General features: G+C 35.4%; 14 protein-coding genes and 2 riboswitches. Of the genes, 11 read left to right on the top strand and 3 right to left on the bottom strand.

What is annotated here, in order from left to right:
- Positions 1 to 15: 15 nt before the first annotated feature.
- From E2636_RS12615 to E2636_RS12595, 5 genes are all read left to right on the top strand, one after another.
- Positions 16 to 1,743 (top strand): CDP-glycerol glycerophosphotransferase family protein, encoded by a 1,728-nt coding sequence (locus E2636_RS12615; RefSeq protein WP_134210511.1) that lies wholly within the window; start codon positions 16 to 18, stop codon positions 1,741 to 1,743.
- Between the two features lie 6 nt (positions 1,744 to 1,749).
- Positions 1,750 to 2,439 carry an IspD/TarI family cytidylyltransferase gene (locus E2636_RS12610; RefSeq protein ID WP_134210510.1) on the top strand — a complete coding sequence of 230 codons (690 nt, stop codon included), beginning with the start codon at positions 1,750 to 1,752 and terminating at the stop codon, positions 2,437 to 2,439.
- Entirely contained in the window at positions 2,436 to 3,146 is a 711-nt protein-coding gene (locus E2636_RS12605) for an SDR family oxidoreductase (RefSeq protein ID WP_134210509.1), read from the top strand. Before E2636_RS12610 ends, E2636_RS12605 begins: the two co-directional genes overlap by 4 nt.
- A gap of 345 nt (positions 3,147 to 3,491) precedes the next feature.
- The gene (galU, locus tag E2636_RS12600) at positions 3,492 to 4,373 is read left to right on the top strand and encodes a UTP--glucose-1-phosphate uridylyltransferase GalU (protein ID WP_134210508.1); all 882 of its coding nucleotides are present in this window, start codon (positions 3,492 to 3,494) and stop codon (positions 4,371 to 4,373) included.
- Between the two features lie 29 nt (positions 4,374 to 4,402).
- A complete protein-coding gene (locus E2636_RS12595; protein WP_134210507.1) occupies positions 4,403 to 4,585 on the top strand; it encodes a hypothetical protein in 183 nt (60 codons plus the stop codon).
- A 253-nt stretch (positions 4,586 to 4,838) separates the two neighbouring features.
- Here E2636_RS12595 and E2636_RS12590 read toward each other — a convergent pair whose 3' ends face one another.
- The gene (locus E2636_RS12590) at positions 4,839 to 6,323 is read right to left on the bottom strand and encodes a glycosyltransferase (RefSeq protein ID WP_166669518.1); all 1,485 of its coding nucleotides are present in this window, start codon (positions 6,321 to 6,323) and stop codon (positions 4,839 to 4,841) included.
- Positions 6,324 to 7,049: 726 nt separating this feature from the next.
- A riboswitch (TPP riboswitch) is annotated at positions 7,050 to 7,159 on the top strand.
- 195 nt (positions 7,160 to 7,354) lie between these two features.
- Here E2636_RS12590 and E2636_RS12585 point away from each other — a divergent pair.
- The 5 genes from E2636_RS12585 (at position 7,355) to E2636_RS12565 (ending at position 12,751) form a co-directional block, all read left to right on the top strand.
- Positions 7,355 to 8,365, top strand: coding sequence for an ABC transporter substrate-binding protein (locus tag E2636_RS12585; RefSeq protein WP_134210505.1), 1,011 nt, complete (start codon positions 7,355 to 7,357; stop codon positions 8,363 to 8,365).
- On the top strand, positions 8,366 to 8,659 hold the full coding sequence (locus E2636_RS12580) for a thiamine-binding protein (RefSeq protein ID WP_017380363.1): 294 nt from the start codon (positions 8,366 to 8,368) through the stop codon (positions 8,657 to 8,659).
- Positions 8,656 to 9,426: an ABC transporter permease gene (locus tag E2636_RS12575; protein WP_134210504.1), complete on the top strand. Its 771-nt coding sequence runs from the start codon at positions 8,656 to 8,658 to the stop codon at positions 9,424 to 9,426. Before E2636_RS12580 ends, E2636_RS12575 begins: the two co-directional genes overlap by 4 nt.
- Positions 9,427 to 9,442: 16 nt before the next feature.
- Positions 9,443 to 10,153: an ABC transporter ATP-binding protein gene (locus tag E2636_RS12570; RefSeq protein ID WP_166669596.1), complete on the top strand. Its 711-nt coding sequence runs from the start codon at positions 9,443 to 9,445 to the stop codon at positions 10,151 to 10,153.
- 1,266 nt (positions 10,154 to 11,419) lie between these two features.
- Positions 11,420 to 11,525, top strand: a riboswitch (SAM riboswitch).
- A gap of 83 nt (positions 11,526 to 11,608) precedes the next feature.
- Complete coding sequence (locus E2636_RS12565; RefSeq protein WP_134210502.1) at positions 11,609 to 12,751, top strand: trans-sulfuration enzyme family protein; 1,143 nt, start codon at positions 11,609 to 11,611, stop codon at positions 12,749 to 12,751.
- A 567-nt stretch (positions 12,752 to 13,318) separates the two neighbouring features.
- Here the strand turns inward: E2636_RS12565 and glaH are convergent.
- Both glaH and E2636_RS19010 read right to left on the bottom strand, forming a co-directional pair.
- Positions 13,319 to 14,257 (bottom strand): glutarate dioxygenase GlaH, encoded by a 939-nt coding sequence (gene glaH / locus E2636_RS12560; protein WP_134210501.1) that lies wholly within the window; start codon positions 14,255 to 14,257, stop codon positions 13,319 to 13,321.
- Between the two features lie 1,164 nt (positions 14,258 to 15,421).
- Positions 15,422 to 15,634: a hypothetical protein gene (locus tag E2636_RS19010; protein ID WP_166669517.1), complete on the bottom strand. Its 213-nt coding sequence runs from the start codon at positions 15,632 to 15,634 to the stop codon at positions 15,422 to 15,424.
- A 309-nt stretch (positions 15,635 to 15,943) separates the two neighbouring features.
- Between E2636_RS19010 and E2636_RS12555 the strand changes: the two genes are divergently transcribed.
- Positions 15,944 to 18,412, top strand: a complete 2,469-nt coding sequence (locus E2636_RS12555) for a right-handed parallel beta-helix repeat-containing protein (protein ID WP_134210500.1) — start codon at positions 15,944 to 15,946, stop codon at positions 18,410 to 18,412.
- Positions 18,413 to 18,740 lie beyond the last annotated feature (328 nt).

The following is an 18,740-nucleotide window of genomic DNA, read 5'->3' as shown; positions in this document are numbered from 1 at the left end:
CGGAGGAAACTAGTTTTGTACGAACCTAATGATTTAATTAAACAATCTTCATTTCCCATGAAGATTGTTAATTTTAAATGGGAACGGGTCCAGCTATTTATTACTTTATCTATTCCCAAAAAAGATATTCAAGATTTGGAGTATTACTTATATCATCCTATAACGGAAAAAAAAGTTTATTTTTCGCATATTGAATATGTCGGAGACCTAATTGAGTTGCGAATAAACATGATGAATTCTTGGGAAGACCATTCGCCCGTACCTTCTGGTAGATGGCTGCTTTTCGCTCAAAAAAGAGGGTCAGATACCATTAATATTGCGACAACATGTCCATCACTTATTGATTTCGAAACTGTAGAACGTGATAAAAATATGAACCATTTTCACAAGGTATTCAGTGCATCAAAAACACAATTTTATAGTGTCCGCCCGATTGCAAATGATGAAAATGCAGTACTTTATATCTCCATCCATTTTAAAAGAATTATACAAAAAACAAAGCGAGAGATTGCACGTGAAAAACGCAGAAAGAAAAGAAGAGAACAAATTCTAGAAGTACGTAAACAAGTGTTTTCCGCAATTTACACACTTTCAAAGAAGATGATTGGGATCACAGAAAATAGAATTCTGTTTACTTCTGACTCTCGTGCTGTTCTAGGTGGTAATATGGAGTTTGTCTACAATAGAATGATTGATCGTGATTTGAAGAAAGATTTCGACATAAAAATGCTTTTCAAAAAAAACATAACGGATAGACGTAACTTTTTAGATAAATTAAAGCTTCCGTATTATCTTGCAACCTCTAAAACAATTCTTGTAGATGATTTCCATCCATTATTATACAATCTTGATTTCGATAAAAGCCAAAATATTATTCAATTATGGCATGCATCAGGTCCTTTTAAAACGGTTGGCTATTCAAGAATAGGAAAGCCTGGTGGCCCTTCAATTAATGGGAAATCCCATAAAATTTATACGAGTGCTATTGTAGGTTCAGAACACTCAACGCCATTTTATGCAGAAGCTTTTGGAATGCATGAAGAAGATGTCTATCCAACAGGTATACCAAGGATTGATTCTTTCTTTGATGAAGGATATAAAGCATCTATTCGTAATCAGATGTATGAAGAATTTCCTCAAATGAAAACAGCGGATAAAGTTATTCTATTTGCCCCGACTTTTAGGGGAAGCGGTCCAAAAACGGCTTACTACCCAATGCATCAAATCGATTTTGATAAGCTTGCAAAGTACGCAAAAGAAAACAATGCAGTGGTAGTATTCAAATTACATCCATTTGTACGTGATAATGTTGTAATTCCAGATCATTATAAAGACCTATTCTTGGATGCATTTAAATATAGAGAAATTAATGATCTTTTACTCGTTTCAGATTTACTTATTACTGATTATTCATCAGTTGTCTTCGAATATTCATTGTTAAATAAGCCGATGATTTTCTATGGGTTTGATGTCTATGATTATATTTCAAGTAGGGATTTTTATGAAGGATTCGGGAACTTTGTACCGGGCAAAATCGTTAGAACATTTAATGAGTTAATGAATGCGATTGAGAAAGAAGATTATGATATCGAGAAGATTGCGGTATTTAGGGATAAATACTTTAAGTATCAAGATGCAAATTCTTCAGATAGAGTAATCGATTGGCTCATATTAGACAATTTTCCAAAAGAAATTTCTCGTGGACAAAAACAAAAATTATTGAACGATAATAAGAAGGAGTGAAAATTGATGATATCAATGGTTCTTTTATCAAGTGGAGTAGGGTCTAGAATGGGGAAAAACACACCTAAACAATATTTGAGTTTGGGTGGAAAACCGATTATTATCCATACGTTAGAACGTCTTTCTAAAGTTAAGGAAATTGATGAAGTAATAATTTGTTGTACGGAAGGATATAAAGAGTTTATAGCAGAACTTATTGAAAATCATTGTCCTACGCTGAATTATAAGTTAGTCACAGGCGGTGAAACCCGTCAAGATTCGACGCGAAATGGATTACAAGCATGTAAAAATGATAGCGTCATGATACATGAGGCAGCAAGACCATTTGTGAAACAAACGGAATTTGAACGACTTGCTAATAGTGAAAGTGAAAATGCAATATATGGAATTGAGATCCCTTTTACCGTATTAAAAGGGAAAAACAAAATTGATGGAATATTAAATAGAGAAGAACTAGTTAACGTTCAGTTACCTCAGAAATTTAATCGAAGTAAGTTAATGAATGCTTTTGAACATGCATACTCAGATAATAAAATGTTTACAGAAGATGCTAGCTTATTTTATGAGTATAATAAAAATGATGAAATCACTATTTTAAAGGGTACTGAATTTAATACTAAAATAACATACCCTATAGACTTAGTTATTGGTGAAACGATTTACAAAGAATATGTAATTGGGAGTGAAACAGATTGACAACAGCAATCGTAACAGGTGCTAGCCGTGGAATCGGACGTGCAGCAGCAATTGAAATGTCTAATAATAAAGATGTAGACAATATGGTATTAATCGCAACAAATGAAGCAAAACTTGGAGAAACAATGGGTCTCCTAAACCCAAGAGTTAATGTAAGAGCAATCGTCTATGACTTCTCATCTCAAGAAGGAATCCAAGAAATGGTGAAAGAGATATACGATGAATTTGGATCAATTGACTGGCTTCTTAATATTGCGGGATACACAGATCCCAAAGCTTTGCTCGACACAACGCTCGAAAGTATGGTTAAAACCTATAATGTCAATGTGTTTTCTTTAGTGGCGATGACAAAAGAATGTGTGAAATATATGAAATTAAATGACCAATCAAAAATTTTGAACGTTGCTTCAACAGCTGGAATGTCTCCTCGTCCAGGATGGCTATCGTATGCATCATCAAAATCAGCTGTAATTAGTATTTCTGAAACGCTTGCTCTAGAATTATCGGAGTACAACATTCTTGTTTACTGTATTTCCCCAGGCAGAGCTGCAACTGATTTACGTAAGACACTTGCGCCTGAAGAAGATCCAACAACAATTATGCAAGCTGAAGATGTTGCGAATCTAATAGGTGATCTTATGAAAATGTCCGAATACTGTTTGGATGGTCAAAACATAGTTGTCCGAAAGCAAGTTAAAAAATTATAGAGTATTTGATAGAATAAAAAGTTCTACATATATTTTCGAAAAAGATTCTACTACAATCACTTTGTAGTAGAATCTTTTTTGATCCCTTTTAATTGAAAGACCCTTATAGAGAAGCAATCATTTTGGAATGACGAAAAATAATTAATAACTTGTCTAATTTTGTCGAAAGAGTACACATGATGACATAATTAATATAATATTAAAGTATTATGCGAAAATTGGGTTACTATGTAAAAATCTATTTTCTAAAGTAATGGTTAAATATAAGGTAGGCAATTATGAATGTCTGTTAAGCAAATAGAACTAAGTAGGTTTGTTACCAAAAAATAGAAAGAGGTGTAGACAATGCAAATAAAAAAAGCAATTATTCCTGCTGCAGGTTTAGGTACGCGTTTCCTACCTGCAACAAAAGCAATGCCTAAAGAAATGCTTCCAATCGTCGATAAGCCAACGATTCAATATATAGTAGAAGAAGCGATTGCTTCAGGTATTGAAGATATAATTATTGTGACGGGTAAAGGTAAAAGAGCAATTGAAGACCATTTTGATCATGCATATGAACTAGAAGATACCTTATTAAAAAAAGGTAAGATGGATATGTTAGACTCAATTATTCAAACAGCAAAAGTGGAAATTCATTATATTCGTCAAAAGCAACCCCTAGGATTAGGACATGCTATTTGGTCTGCCCGTAATTTTATTGGAAATGAACCATTTGCTGTGTTATTAGGTGATGATATTGTTGAAAATGAAGAGCCATGTTTAGCGCAATTGATGGCCCAATATGATAAGACAGGGAAGAGTATTATTGGCGTTCAAAAAGTATCAGATGATGAAACAGACCGCTATGGAATTATTGATCCCATAGAAGCTAATGGTAAATTAATTAAGGTAAACCGATTTGTAGAAAAGCCTGCTGCAGGAACTGCACCATCAAATTTAGCTATAATTGGCAGATATATTTTGACACCGGAGATTTTTGATTTTTTAGGTGAACACGCATTAGGTGCGGGCGGAGAAATCCAGTTAACTGATGCGATTCAAAAACTAAATGAAGTTCAATCAGTGTACGCTTACGAGTTTGATGGAAGACGTTTTGATGTGGGAGATAAGTTTGGTTTTCTTGAAACGACAATTGAATTTGCCTTAAAACGACCAGAACTCAGAACGCAGTTATTAGCGTTATTTGAGAAAAAATTAAAGGAATCATACGTAAAAAGACAATAACAAATCGCGCTGAAATTGTGGAGAACGACATGGCAATTTTAGTATGCGGTGGTGCTGGAAAGTATGGTTTACTAGTAGAAAATAGTGTTGGTGGTTTAGTACAGGGGTTACGTTCAATTGCGAATAAAGAGAATATAGATATAATTGAAAAGTTCGATTACAATCAATATAACTTGAAGGCAATGGAAACATTCTATAATTGTATTAAATAGTAAGTGAGCTTAATTCGCTCTTACGATTTTCTCTAGTTTACAATTCTTTGGCCAGTTACATCTTAAGAAGTAGGCTACGAATAAACCAGTCTCATTTGTCAGTGATCTCAATATGAAAACAATATCTAACTAAAAAACGACATAAATTCGAGTTTCGAATTTATGTCGTTTTGTGTTTTAAATTATTCGGTAGACTCATCCGCATATCTTATCCACGAAAAGTTAAATAATAAAATCCACTATTATTATTTAACTAAATTTTACTGAAAAAATTACTTTTTTTCTTTGGATCCAAGAAACTCCAATTATCAATAAAATGTTCATCACTAAATCTATTATCTGGTGTAACTTCTTTGAAATCCATGTTCACGACTTGAACCATTGCATCTGATAATGCCTGTATATTATCTTGTTCAATAACTAACCCATTTATTTCAGGAGATATTAAATCTCTTGGACCATATTTTATATCATATGCTACTACCGGACATCCACTATTTATACTTTCCATAATTACTAAGCCAAATCCTTCAAACTTGCTAACTAAAAATGATGCTTTCGCTGTTGAGAAGACTTTCTCTGGTTCATTTGTTGAACCCATAAGCATGATCTTTTCTTGCAATTGATAGTGATTAATAAGCTGCTCTAACTTTTGCTTTTGATCACCTGTTCCATAAATCTCTATAGTGAAGTCAATTAATTTGTCGCGATTGAGCTGGTAAGCTTCTATTAAGTGATCAATCTGCTTATGCTCAACAAGACGACCTACGGATACTAATTTATTTTCTGTGTTATTTTTTACATCTTTTATGTTGTTTAATTTAATAGAATGTGGAATGACTTTCACTTTTTTCTCCACATCAATCAAATTTCTTAAATCTTCTTTTTGCTGTTCAGTTAACACTACTATGTAATCCAAAAGGTCATAGTTATCAATGATATATTGATAAGATAGTTTAACATCGAGAACATCATTGGCATTCAAATGAGAGTTATGGAAGACAAATATTTTTTTAACATTAGGCACTTTTAACTCAATTAAAGGACGATCAAGAAGTCGGGCATCACAAATGACAGTGGAATCTTTTTCAATAATTTTACTTAAGCAATAGCTGAAAAAAACTTTCTCATTATCGAAATGCATGACTTCATTACTATTAAAATAATAAATACGAATAAGTTTATTTTCTTTAGATCCATTATAAGTTTTATTTAGATAGGCTATTCCATCTTCATCATAAAAGATTTCCTCAAGAATATTGGTTGTTCCCTGAGTGTAGATAATTTCTTTATGACAAATTCCATTATGGTTAAATTCTTTTCTAGACTTTCTTTTTCGGTTACCAGTATCCATTACATCAATAAATTTCAATTGATTGTTTGGATTTTCATAGTTTTTGTAAAGGACATATTTACCGTTATCAAAATAGCGATAAATTTCATCTTTCTTCATTTCAAATTTCATTAATCCAAACTCATTTTTTTCATGGGCAACAGAATCTTTCATGTATGTTCTCTTTGATAAGTAATCGTACACATTCATCAATTTAACTTCTTTAGAAATATAGCCTGATTTGTAATAATGATCATACACTTCATTATAATTCGGGTTATAATTCGTAGAAATAATCGTATATGGGATGTTAGCTTTCTCATTTAAATTTTTCGTTCTGTTAAGTAAAGATTTTGTGCGTCCAGCAAATTCTTTGGGTAACGTTGAAGTTATAACATATTGCATAAATCTCATCCCCTTTTTCTTTTACAATAGAACTTTATAGTAAATCATTAGATTAATTATCTTAGACTGGAATATTTAATGTATAAGAAGCTATATTACTATACTATACATTATTATTCCATTATATTACAATGGGATATGTAAATATGATGTAATTTAAAACTGTTTACTTATAAAAATAGAGATAATTGGTGGTTTTTGTATTTATATGCCATTCAATAAATGAGAGAGTTCCGTCCCTGATGCGAGTCACAAATTGAATGGTAATTGTATCTCAGCATCGGAGATAGGTGGTCTGCTAGCGATTGGCTATGAGATTTCATTAAGAACTTCTCAGTGTCTGCCACCGTTAATGTTTACTACTTTAAAGCTTCAAGCCAGGGTTTATTGGATTGGCATCCACTTTAAAGTAGGTAAAGAGCGGCCGAAATTGTATCTTCGGCTGCTTTCTTTCTAGGCAGTAAGTGTCTATTCCCTCGTAAACCAAAATCAAACACATATCCACGTGAAGGTTGAAGATGAGCGAGAAACGTAAACCTGCCGCGAGAAGAATAGTTGTGATGTGACAACGTAATTATGCAACGGTTTTGTAGTCCAAAGTGAGACGGAAACCATAGATGACACAGAAGGGTAGATCCTTTTATCATATTGTTTTCTCTAGCTCTTGTAACTGAACCAAATGTGTGGCAAAGTTAACAGTATAAAGTATTAAACGAACTTCATAACTGAAACATGTGGGGGGGCCAGTGTTGCTGGTTGAGACCGTATCCTTAAGATACAAACCCTTGGAACCTGATCTGGTTAATACCAGCGTAGGAAACATATTTAAACATTCTTATTTGTGTTGATATGCGCCCTAGGTACCTTCCTAGAGGTGCTTTTTTATATGAAAAAAATGTTTTAAAAATTAGACGGTGCTAAAATAATTACACTAGAAGTTAGTGATTAATCAAGTACCTTGTGAATATGTTTCCACCTTTTCGTTCCATCGTTTAATGCTTTTAATAGAAAAGACAAGGGGAGAAAAGATGATGAAAAAATGGATAGGATTACCACTAATTGCTTTGCTACTGCTAACTGCCTGTGGGAATACTGACAGCCAAAGCACGGAACAAAATGAAGACATAGACAAGTTAAAGAAAGTAACAGTGGTATTGGATTGGACGCCAAATACAAATCATACAGGATTATATGTAGCAAAAGAAAAAGGGTACTTTGAAGATAACGGACTTGATGTCGAAATTATTATGCCAGGTGAAGCGGGTGCTAACCAGCTAGTAGCTGCAGGTAAGGCTGAATTTGGAGTTGGATATCAGGAATCCTTAACCGAAGCACGAGTGCAAGATATACCAATTGTGTCAATTGCTGCAGTAATTCAACATAATACATCGGGCTTTGCGTCTCCTGTAGAAAAGAATATTACCTCACCAAAAGATTATGAAGGTAAAGCGTATGGAGGATGGGGAGCACCTGTTGAAAAAGCAGTGATTGCCTCTTTAATGAAGCAAGAAGATGCTGATGTAGAGAAAGTAGATATTATTAATACAGGTGATACAGACTTTTTTACAGCTGTAGAAAGAGATGTTGACTTTGCATGGATCTATTATGCGTGGACAGGAATTGAAGCGGAACTTCGCGGAGTGGAATTGAATATGCAGTATCTGGCTGATTACTCTGATAAGCTAGATTACTATACACCTATTTTGATTACGAATGAGGCGTTAATTGCAGAAGATCCTGATACTGTGCGTGCATTTGTAGCAGCAGCTTCACAAGGATATGAATACTCAATTGACAATCCACAAGAAGCGGCGGATGTTTTAATAAAGGCTGTTCCAGATTTAGACCCTGAATTGGTTAAAGCAAGCCAGAAATGGTTAGCGCCAAAGTATCAGGATGATGGATCACAATGGGGTATACAAGAGAAGTCTGTTTGGGAAAACTATGCAAATTGGATGAGCGAAAATGAATTATTAGAAGGCGAGTTTGAAGTTGAAAAAGCCTTTACGAATGAATTTTTACCAAAAAAGGAGAATGAATAGATGATCAACTCTTTAGTTAGCATTCAAATTATACCAAAAACAAGAAATGGGGAAGATTCAATCCCGTTTATAGAAGAAGCAATTGCCATCATTCAGGAGTCTGGAATACGGTATGAAGTCCATCCTCTCGAAACAACCATGGAGGGGAATTTGACGGAAATTTTCTCCGTGATCGAGAAGATGAATCAAAAAATGATAGATTCTGGCTGTGTGAATGTCATTTCTCAAGTGAAAATCCTTTATCAACCAAGCGGTGTTTCTATGGATAAATTGACTGAAAAATACCGCTCATGAAAATTTTATATAGAGGATGGAGACCAGTATTGGTCCTCATCCTCTTATTTTCACTATGGCAACTATCCACTTGGTTTCTCGAAATCCCAAAATGGCTTCTGCCAGCTCCATCGCAAATATGGGCTGAGGCAATAACTGGCTGGTCAACTTACAGTCACCATTTAATTTCAACTATTCGACTGTCATTTATGGGTTTACTAATAGGTAGCTCTGTTGGCCTGCTAGTTGCGGTTAGTTTGCATCGTTTACCAAAACTTAGAGAGGCATTTTATCCACTTATCATATTGTCACAAAACATTCCCATCATCGTATTGGCCCCATTGTTAGTCATCTGGTTTGGATTTGGTCTTCTACCTAAAATTATTATCATTACGTTAGTTTGTTTTTTCCCCATCACCATTGCCGCGATGGGTGGATTTCGACAAACGAGCGCTGAACTTATGCATTATATGAAAATGGCAGGGGCATCAAACAAACAAATTTTTTGGAAAGTAGAGTGGCCATATGCATTGCCTTCGATATTTTCTGGTCTAAAAATTGCAGCAACCTATAGTGTAATGGGAGCGGTTATCTCAGAATGGCTTGGCGCAAAAGAAGGGATCGGGGTCTATATGACTCTAGCGTCCTCCTCATTTCGAACAGAACGTGTCTTTGTGGCAATCTTTCTCATTATGATTTTAAGCTTAACCTTCTTCGCCATTATTTCTTCATTAGAGAAGAAGATGGTGAAAGGGAAGCCTAAGGAGGAGGGTACTAGTGGGTATTAAGCTCAGCATAGAAAATATGACGAAATCCTTCGACAACAATAAGGTACTAGAAGATTTATCTTTTCAAGTACATGAAGGAGAATTCGTTTCAATAGTAGGGCCTTCAGGAAGTGGAAAGAGCACGCTATTTCATCTAATTGGTGGACTCTACACCCCTGACTCCGGAGAGATCCAGATGGATGGAAAACGAATAAATGGTCAAAGAGGATCAATCAGCTATACACCACAATCCCCTTCACTATTACCCTGGCGGACAGTACTTGACAATGTACTGCTAGGTGGAGAAATTATCGGTAAAAAAAGTGAAATTGAAGCATTACAGATGATTGAAAGAGCTGGTTTAAAAGGCTATGAACAGGCTTATCCCAATGAATTATCTGGGGGTATGAAACAAAGAGTGTCTTTTATTCGCAGTCTATTGAGTCCACAATCACTCATTTGTTTAGACGAACCATTCTCTGCTCTTGATGAATTTACTCGCTTGGAGATGCAAAATTGGTTACTTTCCATCTGGGAACAAGACAAACGCTCCATTTTGCTAGTCACACATAATATAGAAGAAGCTCTGTATTTATCAGATCGGATCATTGTCTTATCTGATAAGCCGGCGAAAATTAAAAAAGAGTTTACCATTCCTTTTCCCAGACCTAGACTTGAATCCATTGTCCTGAGTGAAGAATTTTTACAATGGAAAAAGAAAATCTATAATGAAATACGAAGTTACTGAAAAAGTTAATTTATAATTTCTTTGCTTATGGACAAGTGTAGGTGATTTTCGTTTCAGGCGGACGCATTCCGTGGGCATGGCCTCAGTCTCCTCGACGAGCAAAAAACATCTGCTCCTGCATCGCTTCGCTAGCTTCGTCGCAAACAAGTTGTGCAACCACAACTTGTTGTCTCCGGGGTCTTCAGCTCATGCATCTGCCGCTTCGCTTTCGGTGCAGAAAACATCTGCTATTCCCGCTGGAAAGATATTGGACGAACTGTAATTCGTCCAATATCTTTGCGACGAGTAACCGCAGGAGCACATGTTTTCTCGCCGCCTTTCACTTCAATCACTTGTACATATATTTTCTTTCATTTAAAAAGGGTGAGGTTCTTTTATCTGTTCAAAATCTAACAGAATGTGCCCCCGGCTTTTCAATCTAAACAAGCAATCCTTTTCTTAATTTTAGAGGAAAAGGTTGTTTGTTTTTGTTGTATAATAAGTGTACTAATTTCAGGAGGTGTCCAGATTATTTCCAATCAAGAATCTTTAAACCATAGCGCATTTATGGCAGTGGCCTATGAAATACGTGGAAGTTTTTGATCGATAAATATGTTGAAAACATATCGCTATGAATCTGATATTTGACTATCATTTTAGAAATCGAGAGTCTCCAAAACTACCATAATTTATTAATTAGATTCATAAATTAAAACCATAAAATGAGATTGGATGTTAAAATCCTTTCATTTTGTGGTTTATTTTTGTTGGACACTTACCAACAATTCATAATAATGGCTTGTTTTATAGATGCAGGACAATATAAGGGGAAGGAGTTTCTCTTAATCGAAAACTGAACTGCCAAATACCCTTGTGATTCGGCCGATTTCTGCTAATTTGATCGTGTGAAACACACTTTAATGTGTCTCGCACCATCAAATAGAGAAGGTACTAGTGTCGAGCGATGGCTCAGTTGAAATTTATGGCTCTCACGTTGTAATTATAGAAGGTGACGTTGTAAAAATTAGCCTCCATGTTGTAAAAATTGTGATCCACGTTGTAATAGTAATATTTAGGAAGTTAAATTGTCTCCCTAGGATGAAAAAAATTACGAGTCCACGAGAGTTCGGTCTTCCAGCGGTGTATTTTTTTCTTGAAATCTGTAGTGTGATCCATTTCAACATGGTGCAGAGAACTTCTATTTTAGCGAAACTACTGAAATGATTGACGAAATATATCGAAATTGATATACTAATCTGAATAATAAAACAAAAAACTACATAATTACTCTTATAAAGAGTGGTGGAGGGACAGGCCCTGTGAAACCCAGCAACCTGCAAGTTGATCTTGCATTGGTGCTACATCCTGCAAACGACAGTTTGATAGATAAGAGGAGGACCCTATAACGAGACCTCTTCTTATATGAAGAGGTTTTTCTTTTTGTGAAAAACTACTTAAAATTGGAGAGTGCTAGCAATGACAAAAAAATTCGAAACTAAAGTATTACATAGTGTAAAGAAACAAAAAGGTCAAATAAAAAGTAAGGTATCACCTATTTATCAAACTTCCGCATTTGCTTTTGATGACTTGGATGAACTAGAAGGGTTTTACCAAGGAGAAGGGAATTATCTGTATTCACGAGTAAGTAATCCAAACACCGATGAATTAGCATCGGCGGTTGCCGCTCTTGAAGGTGCACCTGCAGGAGTGGCTTCCTCGTCAGGAATGTCTGCTATTCTAGCAGGAATCCTTTGTGTGGCCAAAACTGGTGACCATGTCTTGGCAGCGGACGATTTATATGGGGGAAGCTATCATCTTCTAAAAGAAGAACTGAACGATCTTGGAATTTCGACTACGTTTGTATCTTTTTCGAATCCTCAAGAAATGGAGAACGCGATTCAAGAGAACACAAAGCTTCTATATACAGAGTCGGTTACAAATCCACTGCTTAGAGTTGAAGATCTTGATGGAATTGTCAAATTCGCAAAAAATCATAATCTCTACACACTAGTTGACAATACGTTTGCTACGCCTTATCATTGCAAACCATATACGCTAGGCGTTGACTTAGTCGTTCATAGTGCAACCAAATACATTGGCGGGCATAGCGATATTACGGCAGGGGTCCTTGTCGGAAAAGAAAACTTAATAGCGAAGGCTAAGTCTAAAGTTGTTAATTTTGGAGCGAATGTAAGTCCATTTGAAGCGTGGCTAACAAGCCGTGGGTTAAAAACACTTGCATTAAGAATGAAGGCACAATCTTTCAATGCAAAGGGATTGGCAGAAGCACTTAGTTTGAATAAACATGTAGAAAAAGTTTATTACCCATTTGAACAGGCATCTGAAGGTTTCGGAGCAATGGTTTCCATAGTACTGCATAAAAATATAGACGTTAATCAGTTTTTCAAAGCTCTATCATGGGTGAAAATTGTTCCAACATTAGCCGGAGTAGAAACGACGGTTTCACATCCACTGACAACATCTCATCGCGCTTTACCTCAAGAAGTGTGCGAGTCCCTTGGGATAACCAAACAACTTGTTCGTATATCGGTAGGAATCGAACATTTAGATGACATTACTGATGAATTTGAAAGTGCCATTGAACAGGCTAAATTATAGGCAATAAGAAATTGTACTTGTCTCTGTGTCAAATGCTAATCAATTTCAAGTTTTTCAATCCGAATCCAGCAGCTAAGACAGTTGCTGGATTCTATTTATTTCAGATGCTAGTCACAAATAAAGAACATTGTGACTGCGTCTGCGAACGAGTAAACTTTCAGTTTTGAGACAGGATTTTGCAACCTGTGTAGTGTGTGAACCCTTCATTCAACTAACGCAGAACGAAACTTTAAAGTTAGCAACTAGCGGCCGAAATTGTATCTTCGGCCGCTTCCTTTCTAAGCAGTAAGTGTCTATTCACTAGTAAACCAAAATTAAAGACCAATGCACGTTGAGGTTGAAGGAGAGCGACGGATGGACAACCGCCGCAAGATTGCCTTTAAAAAAGAAGAATGGAGATGTGACAAAGTCACATCTCCATTCTTCTTACTCCCTAGGTTATGATGCAGCAGGTATGCCGTCCAAAGCGAGCCAGAAATCTAATTCGATACTCTATAGAAAAATAAATCTAATCCAAAAGAATTCACAGGCGACTAGCACATGTGAGTTCTATAGGGTTAGTATAAGTTATTTGTTAAAACGTCCACGCTGACGAAGTAACTCGCGATTCAAGTTAGCATCTTTTTCAAAAGCAGCGCGACCATGAAGCCAGAAAATATTATTAAGGACAACAAGATCTCCTATAGCAAGTCCCAACTCTACTACATTTTCATCATTTTCCATTGATAGAGAAAGATCACGAAGATATTTGGCTTGCTCAATAGATTCAGGATAAACAAATTGGTCGATATAACAAATACCAGGTTTGCCTTCGTGATCGAAGAACGTTAAACGATCAATTTCTTGATCAACATTTTTACTTTTTGGTGCTTTATATGTGAATTTGTGGTTTGCTAATGGATGGTTTACATATTTATCTAACTCTTTCCAGTCATCAAGGTGTAATAAACGTGATTCTCCGCCGCGAGCATTTTCTTCAATCATCTTCATCATTAGTAACCAATCCGTAGGCTCATCTACAAACGTACCATCCGTATGCAGTGTGAATAAGCGATAGGCCTGACGAAGATAAGAGTCACTGCCATCTGTATCTTTTACGCTAAAGCGTGCATAGTATTTACCTGACATAGAATCATGGTTTGGAATACCTACCAAGTAAGAAATGGCTGTTGAGAAAATAACATATTCGTCTGTATCTTTAGTAACACCTTCTAAGCCAAGTGTAAATCCACCTGATTCTCGATCATGAACAATGTTTTTAAGCAGTTCACCAAATTCTTCTCCTACTTGATCCAATAAATAAGAAGCCACAATATGATGCGCGTAAGGTGTGTACTCTAAATGCTGAACAGATTGATTATCCTGCTTTACTACTTCAAGGAAATTCGCAATCGCCTTTTTTGAAATTTCAATGTGATACAGACGATCTGATTGTGGATGAACTTTTACTTCATATGTTTCTGTTTTCTTTTCAAACTTGAATTCTTTCTCTTTTACAACACTCATGGGTAATTCCTCCTGTTTATTAGTAAATAGATGAATCAGGTAAATAGGAAATTAAAAAAGCCAGCTATACAGGTTCCCTAATAAAATTAGGATGTACCTGTACAACTGGCTTATATTCACTTCACCGCTCTATGTAATAGAGTCACAGCGAATAAGCAGTTCAATTTATTATTTACGATTGTCAATTCCAATTACGTATAAACTGTTCATGAGTTTGAAAATCAAGTTTTCAAAGATGAAAATATTCATAACATTGGATTAATTTGATTTTATCATGTTCATAGATTGATTGTCAATTAATTTCTAATATTGTAAATTGTCAACTCAAGTCGAACGCGGTAGATAATTCATAAATATCTCAAAGGAAGTGTTGTAGTTAAGTACTTTTCTTGGAATTTGATTGAAATTCAAGAGAAAATCGATGATTTCTTCCTGTGTCATCTGGCTGAAATCTGTTCTTTTGGATAGGTTCTCCGGACTCGACCGTTACTATTTTCATTGGTTCCACGTTGGCCAGGAGCACCTGGATCAGCGAAGTAGAGGGGGATTTCTACTACCTCAATCCATGAATGAAATTCCTTTCCTGTGTCGGCGGTAATGGACTTACCATCCTTTTAGGTAGGTTTTTCAAAAGAGAAATGATTGTCTGAGCCGTTGTGCTAGCAGACTTTGATGATAATTTTTGAATAATGGTGAAACGACTTGTTCGCTCCGTTAGTGTGAGAATCTGACTCTTATGGGCCTTTCCTATAATCGTGTCCACTTCCAAGTGCCCTACCTGGTTTCGGTGCGTCTTACGCGGGTATGAATTTCTTTTAGTTGTGGCATTTTCCCTCGTGTTTCCAGTTCATTGTTTTTAAGCTTTTTCCCTTAACGGATAAAAAAATTTTGGGATAAATGAAACAGACCGTGAGCCGCATACAAATGGGGTACAGATCAAATCGGATGTATTTTTTAATGGACTGAGGTGAAAATATACGATTTAAACATGGCAAAAATTAATTTAGGTGGTGTGAAATGGTTAGAATTTATACCTGACCCTTCATATACTACAAGATTACGGACAGCGTTTGGGATGGCGATATTCTATTAGATAAAAATCGCAACAGTCGAAATATACAAGAAAAATTTTTTTATCAGTCTCGTGATGCATCGGTTGCAATCTTAGACCCACTTGAAACCTTTTATATAGTAGATACTCAAACCGAAGGTAAAAGATGGAGAGTAGAAGTTGACGGATTTTAATATACAGCGACTCAATGGGCGAACGGCAAAGGTGGCGATTACTTTCTTTTCTGCTAAACCATATTGTGAGTCGATAGGAACAACAATGGATGCGTAAACATTTAACGCTGTTAACGATAACCACCATTTCAATTCACAACGCAGGAAGTGTAAACATTGACCCCATACAATCTGAGTTACTAATTTCACTCTACTACTGCACCTTCCACAATCTTGAAAATAACGAACAATACAACAGTTGATATATGGCAATACACAGGTACGTTTACATCAGGTATCGCTAAATCAAAACGCAATGGAGTAAATATTGTGGTAACACGAATTTAGAACTTATCACTTTATCCAAGGGAAAAAATAATTTCACCATAGAAGGACTAACAAAAGTATTTGAAATTAGCTTTAAATTTAGATATCTGTATTTATAAGAAGGAGGAATAATGTATGGAAATGAAAAACATTTTTAATATCCTTGTGGATATAAAAGAGGCAAGGAGCATCATTCAGCCAATAGTCACGCAAAATGACTCAGTGGTTTTTATTTTGGAAGTTATGGAAAATGGAGTTCCATTTGATTTAACAGGAGCGACTACAGTTTCACTCGCAAACACTAGACGAGATAATAATGTAGTTTTAACGCAAGGCACAAAAGTAGGTAATAAAGCTACGTTTATATTAAATTCTAGTGAAACAGCTATAGCAGGAAGTGTGGTCGCTATGGCACAATTTTATGATGTTAATGGGCGTGTATCGACTCTTAGTTTTCCTTATCAAGTGGTAGTAGATCCAACAGGTAATGGTTATATTCCATCTGAGAATGAAGCGACATTAATCGAAATCGTGTTAAACGATGGACCCTTAATCATACAATCGGCTGAAGATGCTGCTATTTATGCAAATGAACAAGGCGATTATGCTTTACAAGTAGCAACAGACAACGAAACACGATATTTAAACGCGGTGTCAAGTGTGGCATCACGTAATTCCGCATATCCAAATCCATCACATGGTGACACTGTAAGGGTGACAAATATATCTACATCTTTTAGGTATGTATTGGGTACGGGTTGGGTGGTAACGGACGTATATAATCCAACTGTTATTGATAACATTAATCAACAGTTGGCACAAGTCTCGAAGTTAGGTGAGGTTATTGATCTAAGTAAATGGGGAATAAAAAACGATGGTACAAATGCAAGAGCAACAACAGACGGAATAAATAATGCTCTTCAATGGTATTCTTCTAATGATTACAGACATGTTTTGTTGCCATCAGGAACTTTCTTGATTGATTCTGTTAATGAAAGCGGAACAGCTAAATCAAGAAATATTGACACAGGTATAAAAATTCCTAGCAATATGATTTTTGAAATGAGTAGCGACACAATTCTGAAAGTTGAGTCAAATGCCTCAGCATCTTATGCATGTATTTATCTATCAAAAACACAAAACAACATCACAATTATAGGCGGTCAAATTCACGGTGATAGAAAAACACATGATTACACTGGTGACCCTACTCATTCTACACATGAATACGGTTTCGGTATTTATCTTTATGGTGCATCTGATATTATTATAGATAGAGTAACTATAAAAGAACTCACAGGTGATGGCATTATCTTGTTTTCACCGGGATTGATTAATTACGATGTTAATAATCCTTACGCTCCTCCTAGTCGAATCCGAATCAGTGGATGTGTTATAGACTCGTCACGTAGAAATAACATATCAATTACGGCTTGTGACCAAGTTATCGTTGAAAATTGTCAAATATTAAATGCTGGAATAAATGACGGGATTCATGATGGAACAGCACCTAGATATGGAATAGACCTTGAAGGATATGGAGAAGGTAGTATAGATTATGAAACTCCGTTAAAAATAATCATCCGTAACAATAAACTTGTGGGTAACGTAAATACCTCGGTAGGTAACTTTAACGGATATGAAGTTGTTATTACAGAAAACTTTTCCGACAACATTATTTCTTATGGTTTTGGTACAGATACCATTATTTCTAATAATGTTTTTAAACGTATCGACAATTTAAAAATCGCTATTGGTTCGTTAGGAGTTTCTGAGGGAAAAGATGGGAATCATGTTACTATTACAGGAAACACAATCAATGGTTTTAATGTGGGAGTGGACATAAGAGGGAAGAATGTAACGGTAATGGGTAACAATATATCTAACGTTAATACCAGTATTCTTTGTTTTCAAGCAGAGGAAGTCCTTATTAGTGGAAACATAGCTTGGAAATGTGCAGTGGATGCGGTTAAGATACTCCAATCCAAATTTGTTAGTTTAATTGGCAATTCGCTTCGGGATACGCTCTTCGGAGTTCGTATAGAACAATCAAGCACTAACATCATAATCAATAATAATTCGGTTGATGAGTACGGAACAGGAATGAAAATAACTGGTGGTAGCTGTACAATAAAAGGAAATACATTCAATCAAGGAAACTACACTACCAAATCTTATCATCTAATATTTGATACAAATGTGGTGGTGTTGATTGAAAATAATGTCTTCAAAAGACCAGGTAGTTATGTGATTTTTGGTACTGGTGGTAGTGGAACTGGACGAGCAAGAATTATTAAAAACGTCATAGAAGATTTTACGGGTTCATCTCCCGTTTTCTTTAGCACCATCGGTAAATATGAGTTTATTTCAAATGAAATAATATCAGGATTAACATCAGGGATAGGAACAGCAGTATATTTAGTAAGTGGTATCAATAACGCTCTAATCATAGGAAATAAATTTTATGCGACAACATCACATGTTTTAACTAATGCTATTAATACCTCTCTTGCTTCAAATAGCAAAATTATATCCAATGTTTGCTTAAATGGAGGCATTACATCAGCAGCGGGAGATGTTTTGAATGGAAATATTGTGATTTAATATCTGTTTTACACGGGAGAGTGTAAACGAGTGTATAAAGGTATTTCAATATAAATCAATTATAAAAGATATAAAGAAATGGAGTATGGAAAAGTATAGTTCCATCTCAGAAAGAATTTGATGATAATGTAACGGTTGTTGCTCAACAGTAGGTGCATAAGTTACATTAAACACAAATCTAATTAACACTATCAAGGCATCCTTGTTTATTTTTTTTTTTTTTTTTTTCGCAAGATGAAAGCGGTGGATTATGCTACCCATAAAAGATATAAATGTAGATTCATTGTTGACTGCATCAAATGCTTCAATATTATTTACATCAGGAATT

It is taken from the genome of Paenisporosarcina antarctica (assembly GCF_004367585.1).
In the GTDB taxonomy this organism is placed as follows: Bacteria; Bacillota; Bacilli; order Bacillales_A; family Planococcaceae; genus Paenisporosarcina; species Paenisporosarcina antarctica.
This window is presented reverse-complemented; position numbering and strand designations above follow the sequence as displayed.

What these genes read in the sequence shown, in the direction of transcription:
- E2636_RS12610 (WP_134210510.1), top strand. Translation starts at nt 1,750, where the DNA reads ATGATATCAATGGTTCTTTTATCAAGTGGAGTAGGGTCTAGAATGGGG.
- galU (WP_134210508.1), top strand. Translation starts at nt 3,492, where the DNA reads ATGCAAATAAAAAAAGCAATTATTCCTGCTGCAGGTTTAGGTACGCGT.
- E2636_RS12595 (WP_134210507.1), top strand. Translation starts at nt 4,403, where the DNA reads ATGGCAATTTTAGTATGCGGTGGTGCTGGAAAGTATGGTTTACTAGTA.
- E2636_RS12590 (WP_166669518.1), bottom strand. Translation starts at nt 6,323, where the DNA reads ATGCAATATGTTATAACTTCAACGTTACCCAAAGAATTTGCTGGACGC.
- E2636_RS12585 (WP_134210505.1), top strand. Translation starts at nt 7,355, where the DNA reads ATGAAAAAATGGATAGGATTACCACTAATTGCTTTGCTACTGCTAACT.
- E2636_RS12580 (WP_017380363.1), top strand. Translation starts at nt 8,366, where the DNA reads ATGATCAACTCTTTAGTTAGCATTCAAATTATACCAAAAACAAGAAAT.
- E2636_RS12575 (WP_134210504.1), top strand. Translation starts at nt 8,656, where the DNA reads ATGAAAATTTTATATAGAGGATGGAGACCAGTATTGGTCCTCATCCTC.
- E2636_RS12570 (WP_166669596.1), top strand. Translation starts at nt 9,443, where the DNA reads ATGACGAAATCCTTCGACAACAATAAGGTACTAGAAGATTTATCTTTT.
- E2636_RS12565 (WP_134210502.1), top strand. Translation starts at nt 11,609, where the DNA reads ATGACAAAAAAATTCGAAACTAAAGTATTACATAGTGTAAAGAAACAA.
- glaH (WP_134210501.1), bottom strand. Translation starts at nt 14,257, where the DNA reads ATGAGTGTTGTAAAAGAGAAAGAATTCAAGTTTGAAAAGAAAACAGAA.
- E2636_RS12555 (WP_134210500.1), top strand. Translation starts at nt 15,944, where the DNA reads ATGGAAATGAAAAACATTTTTAATATCCTTGTGGATATAAAAGAGGCA.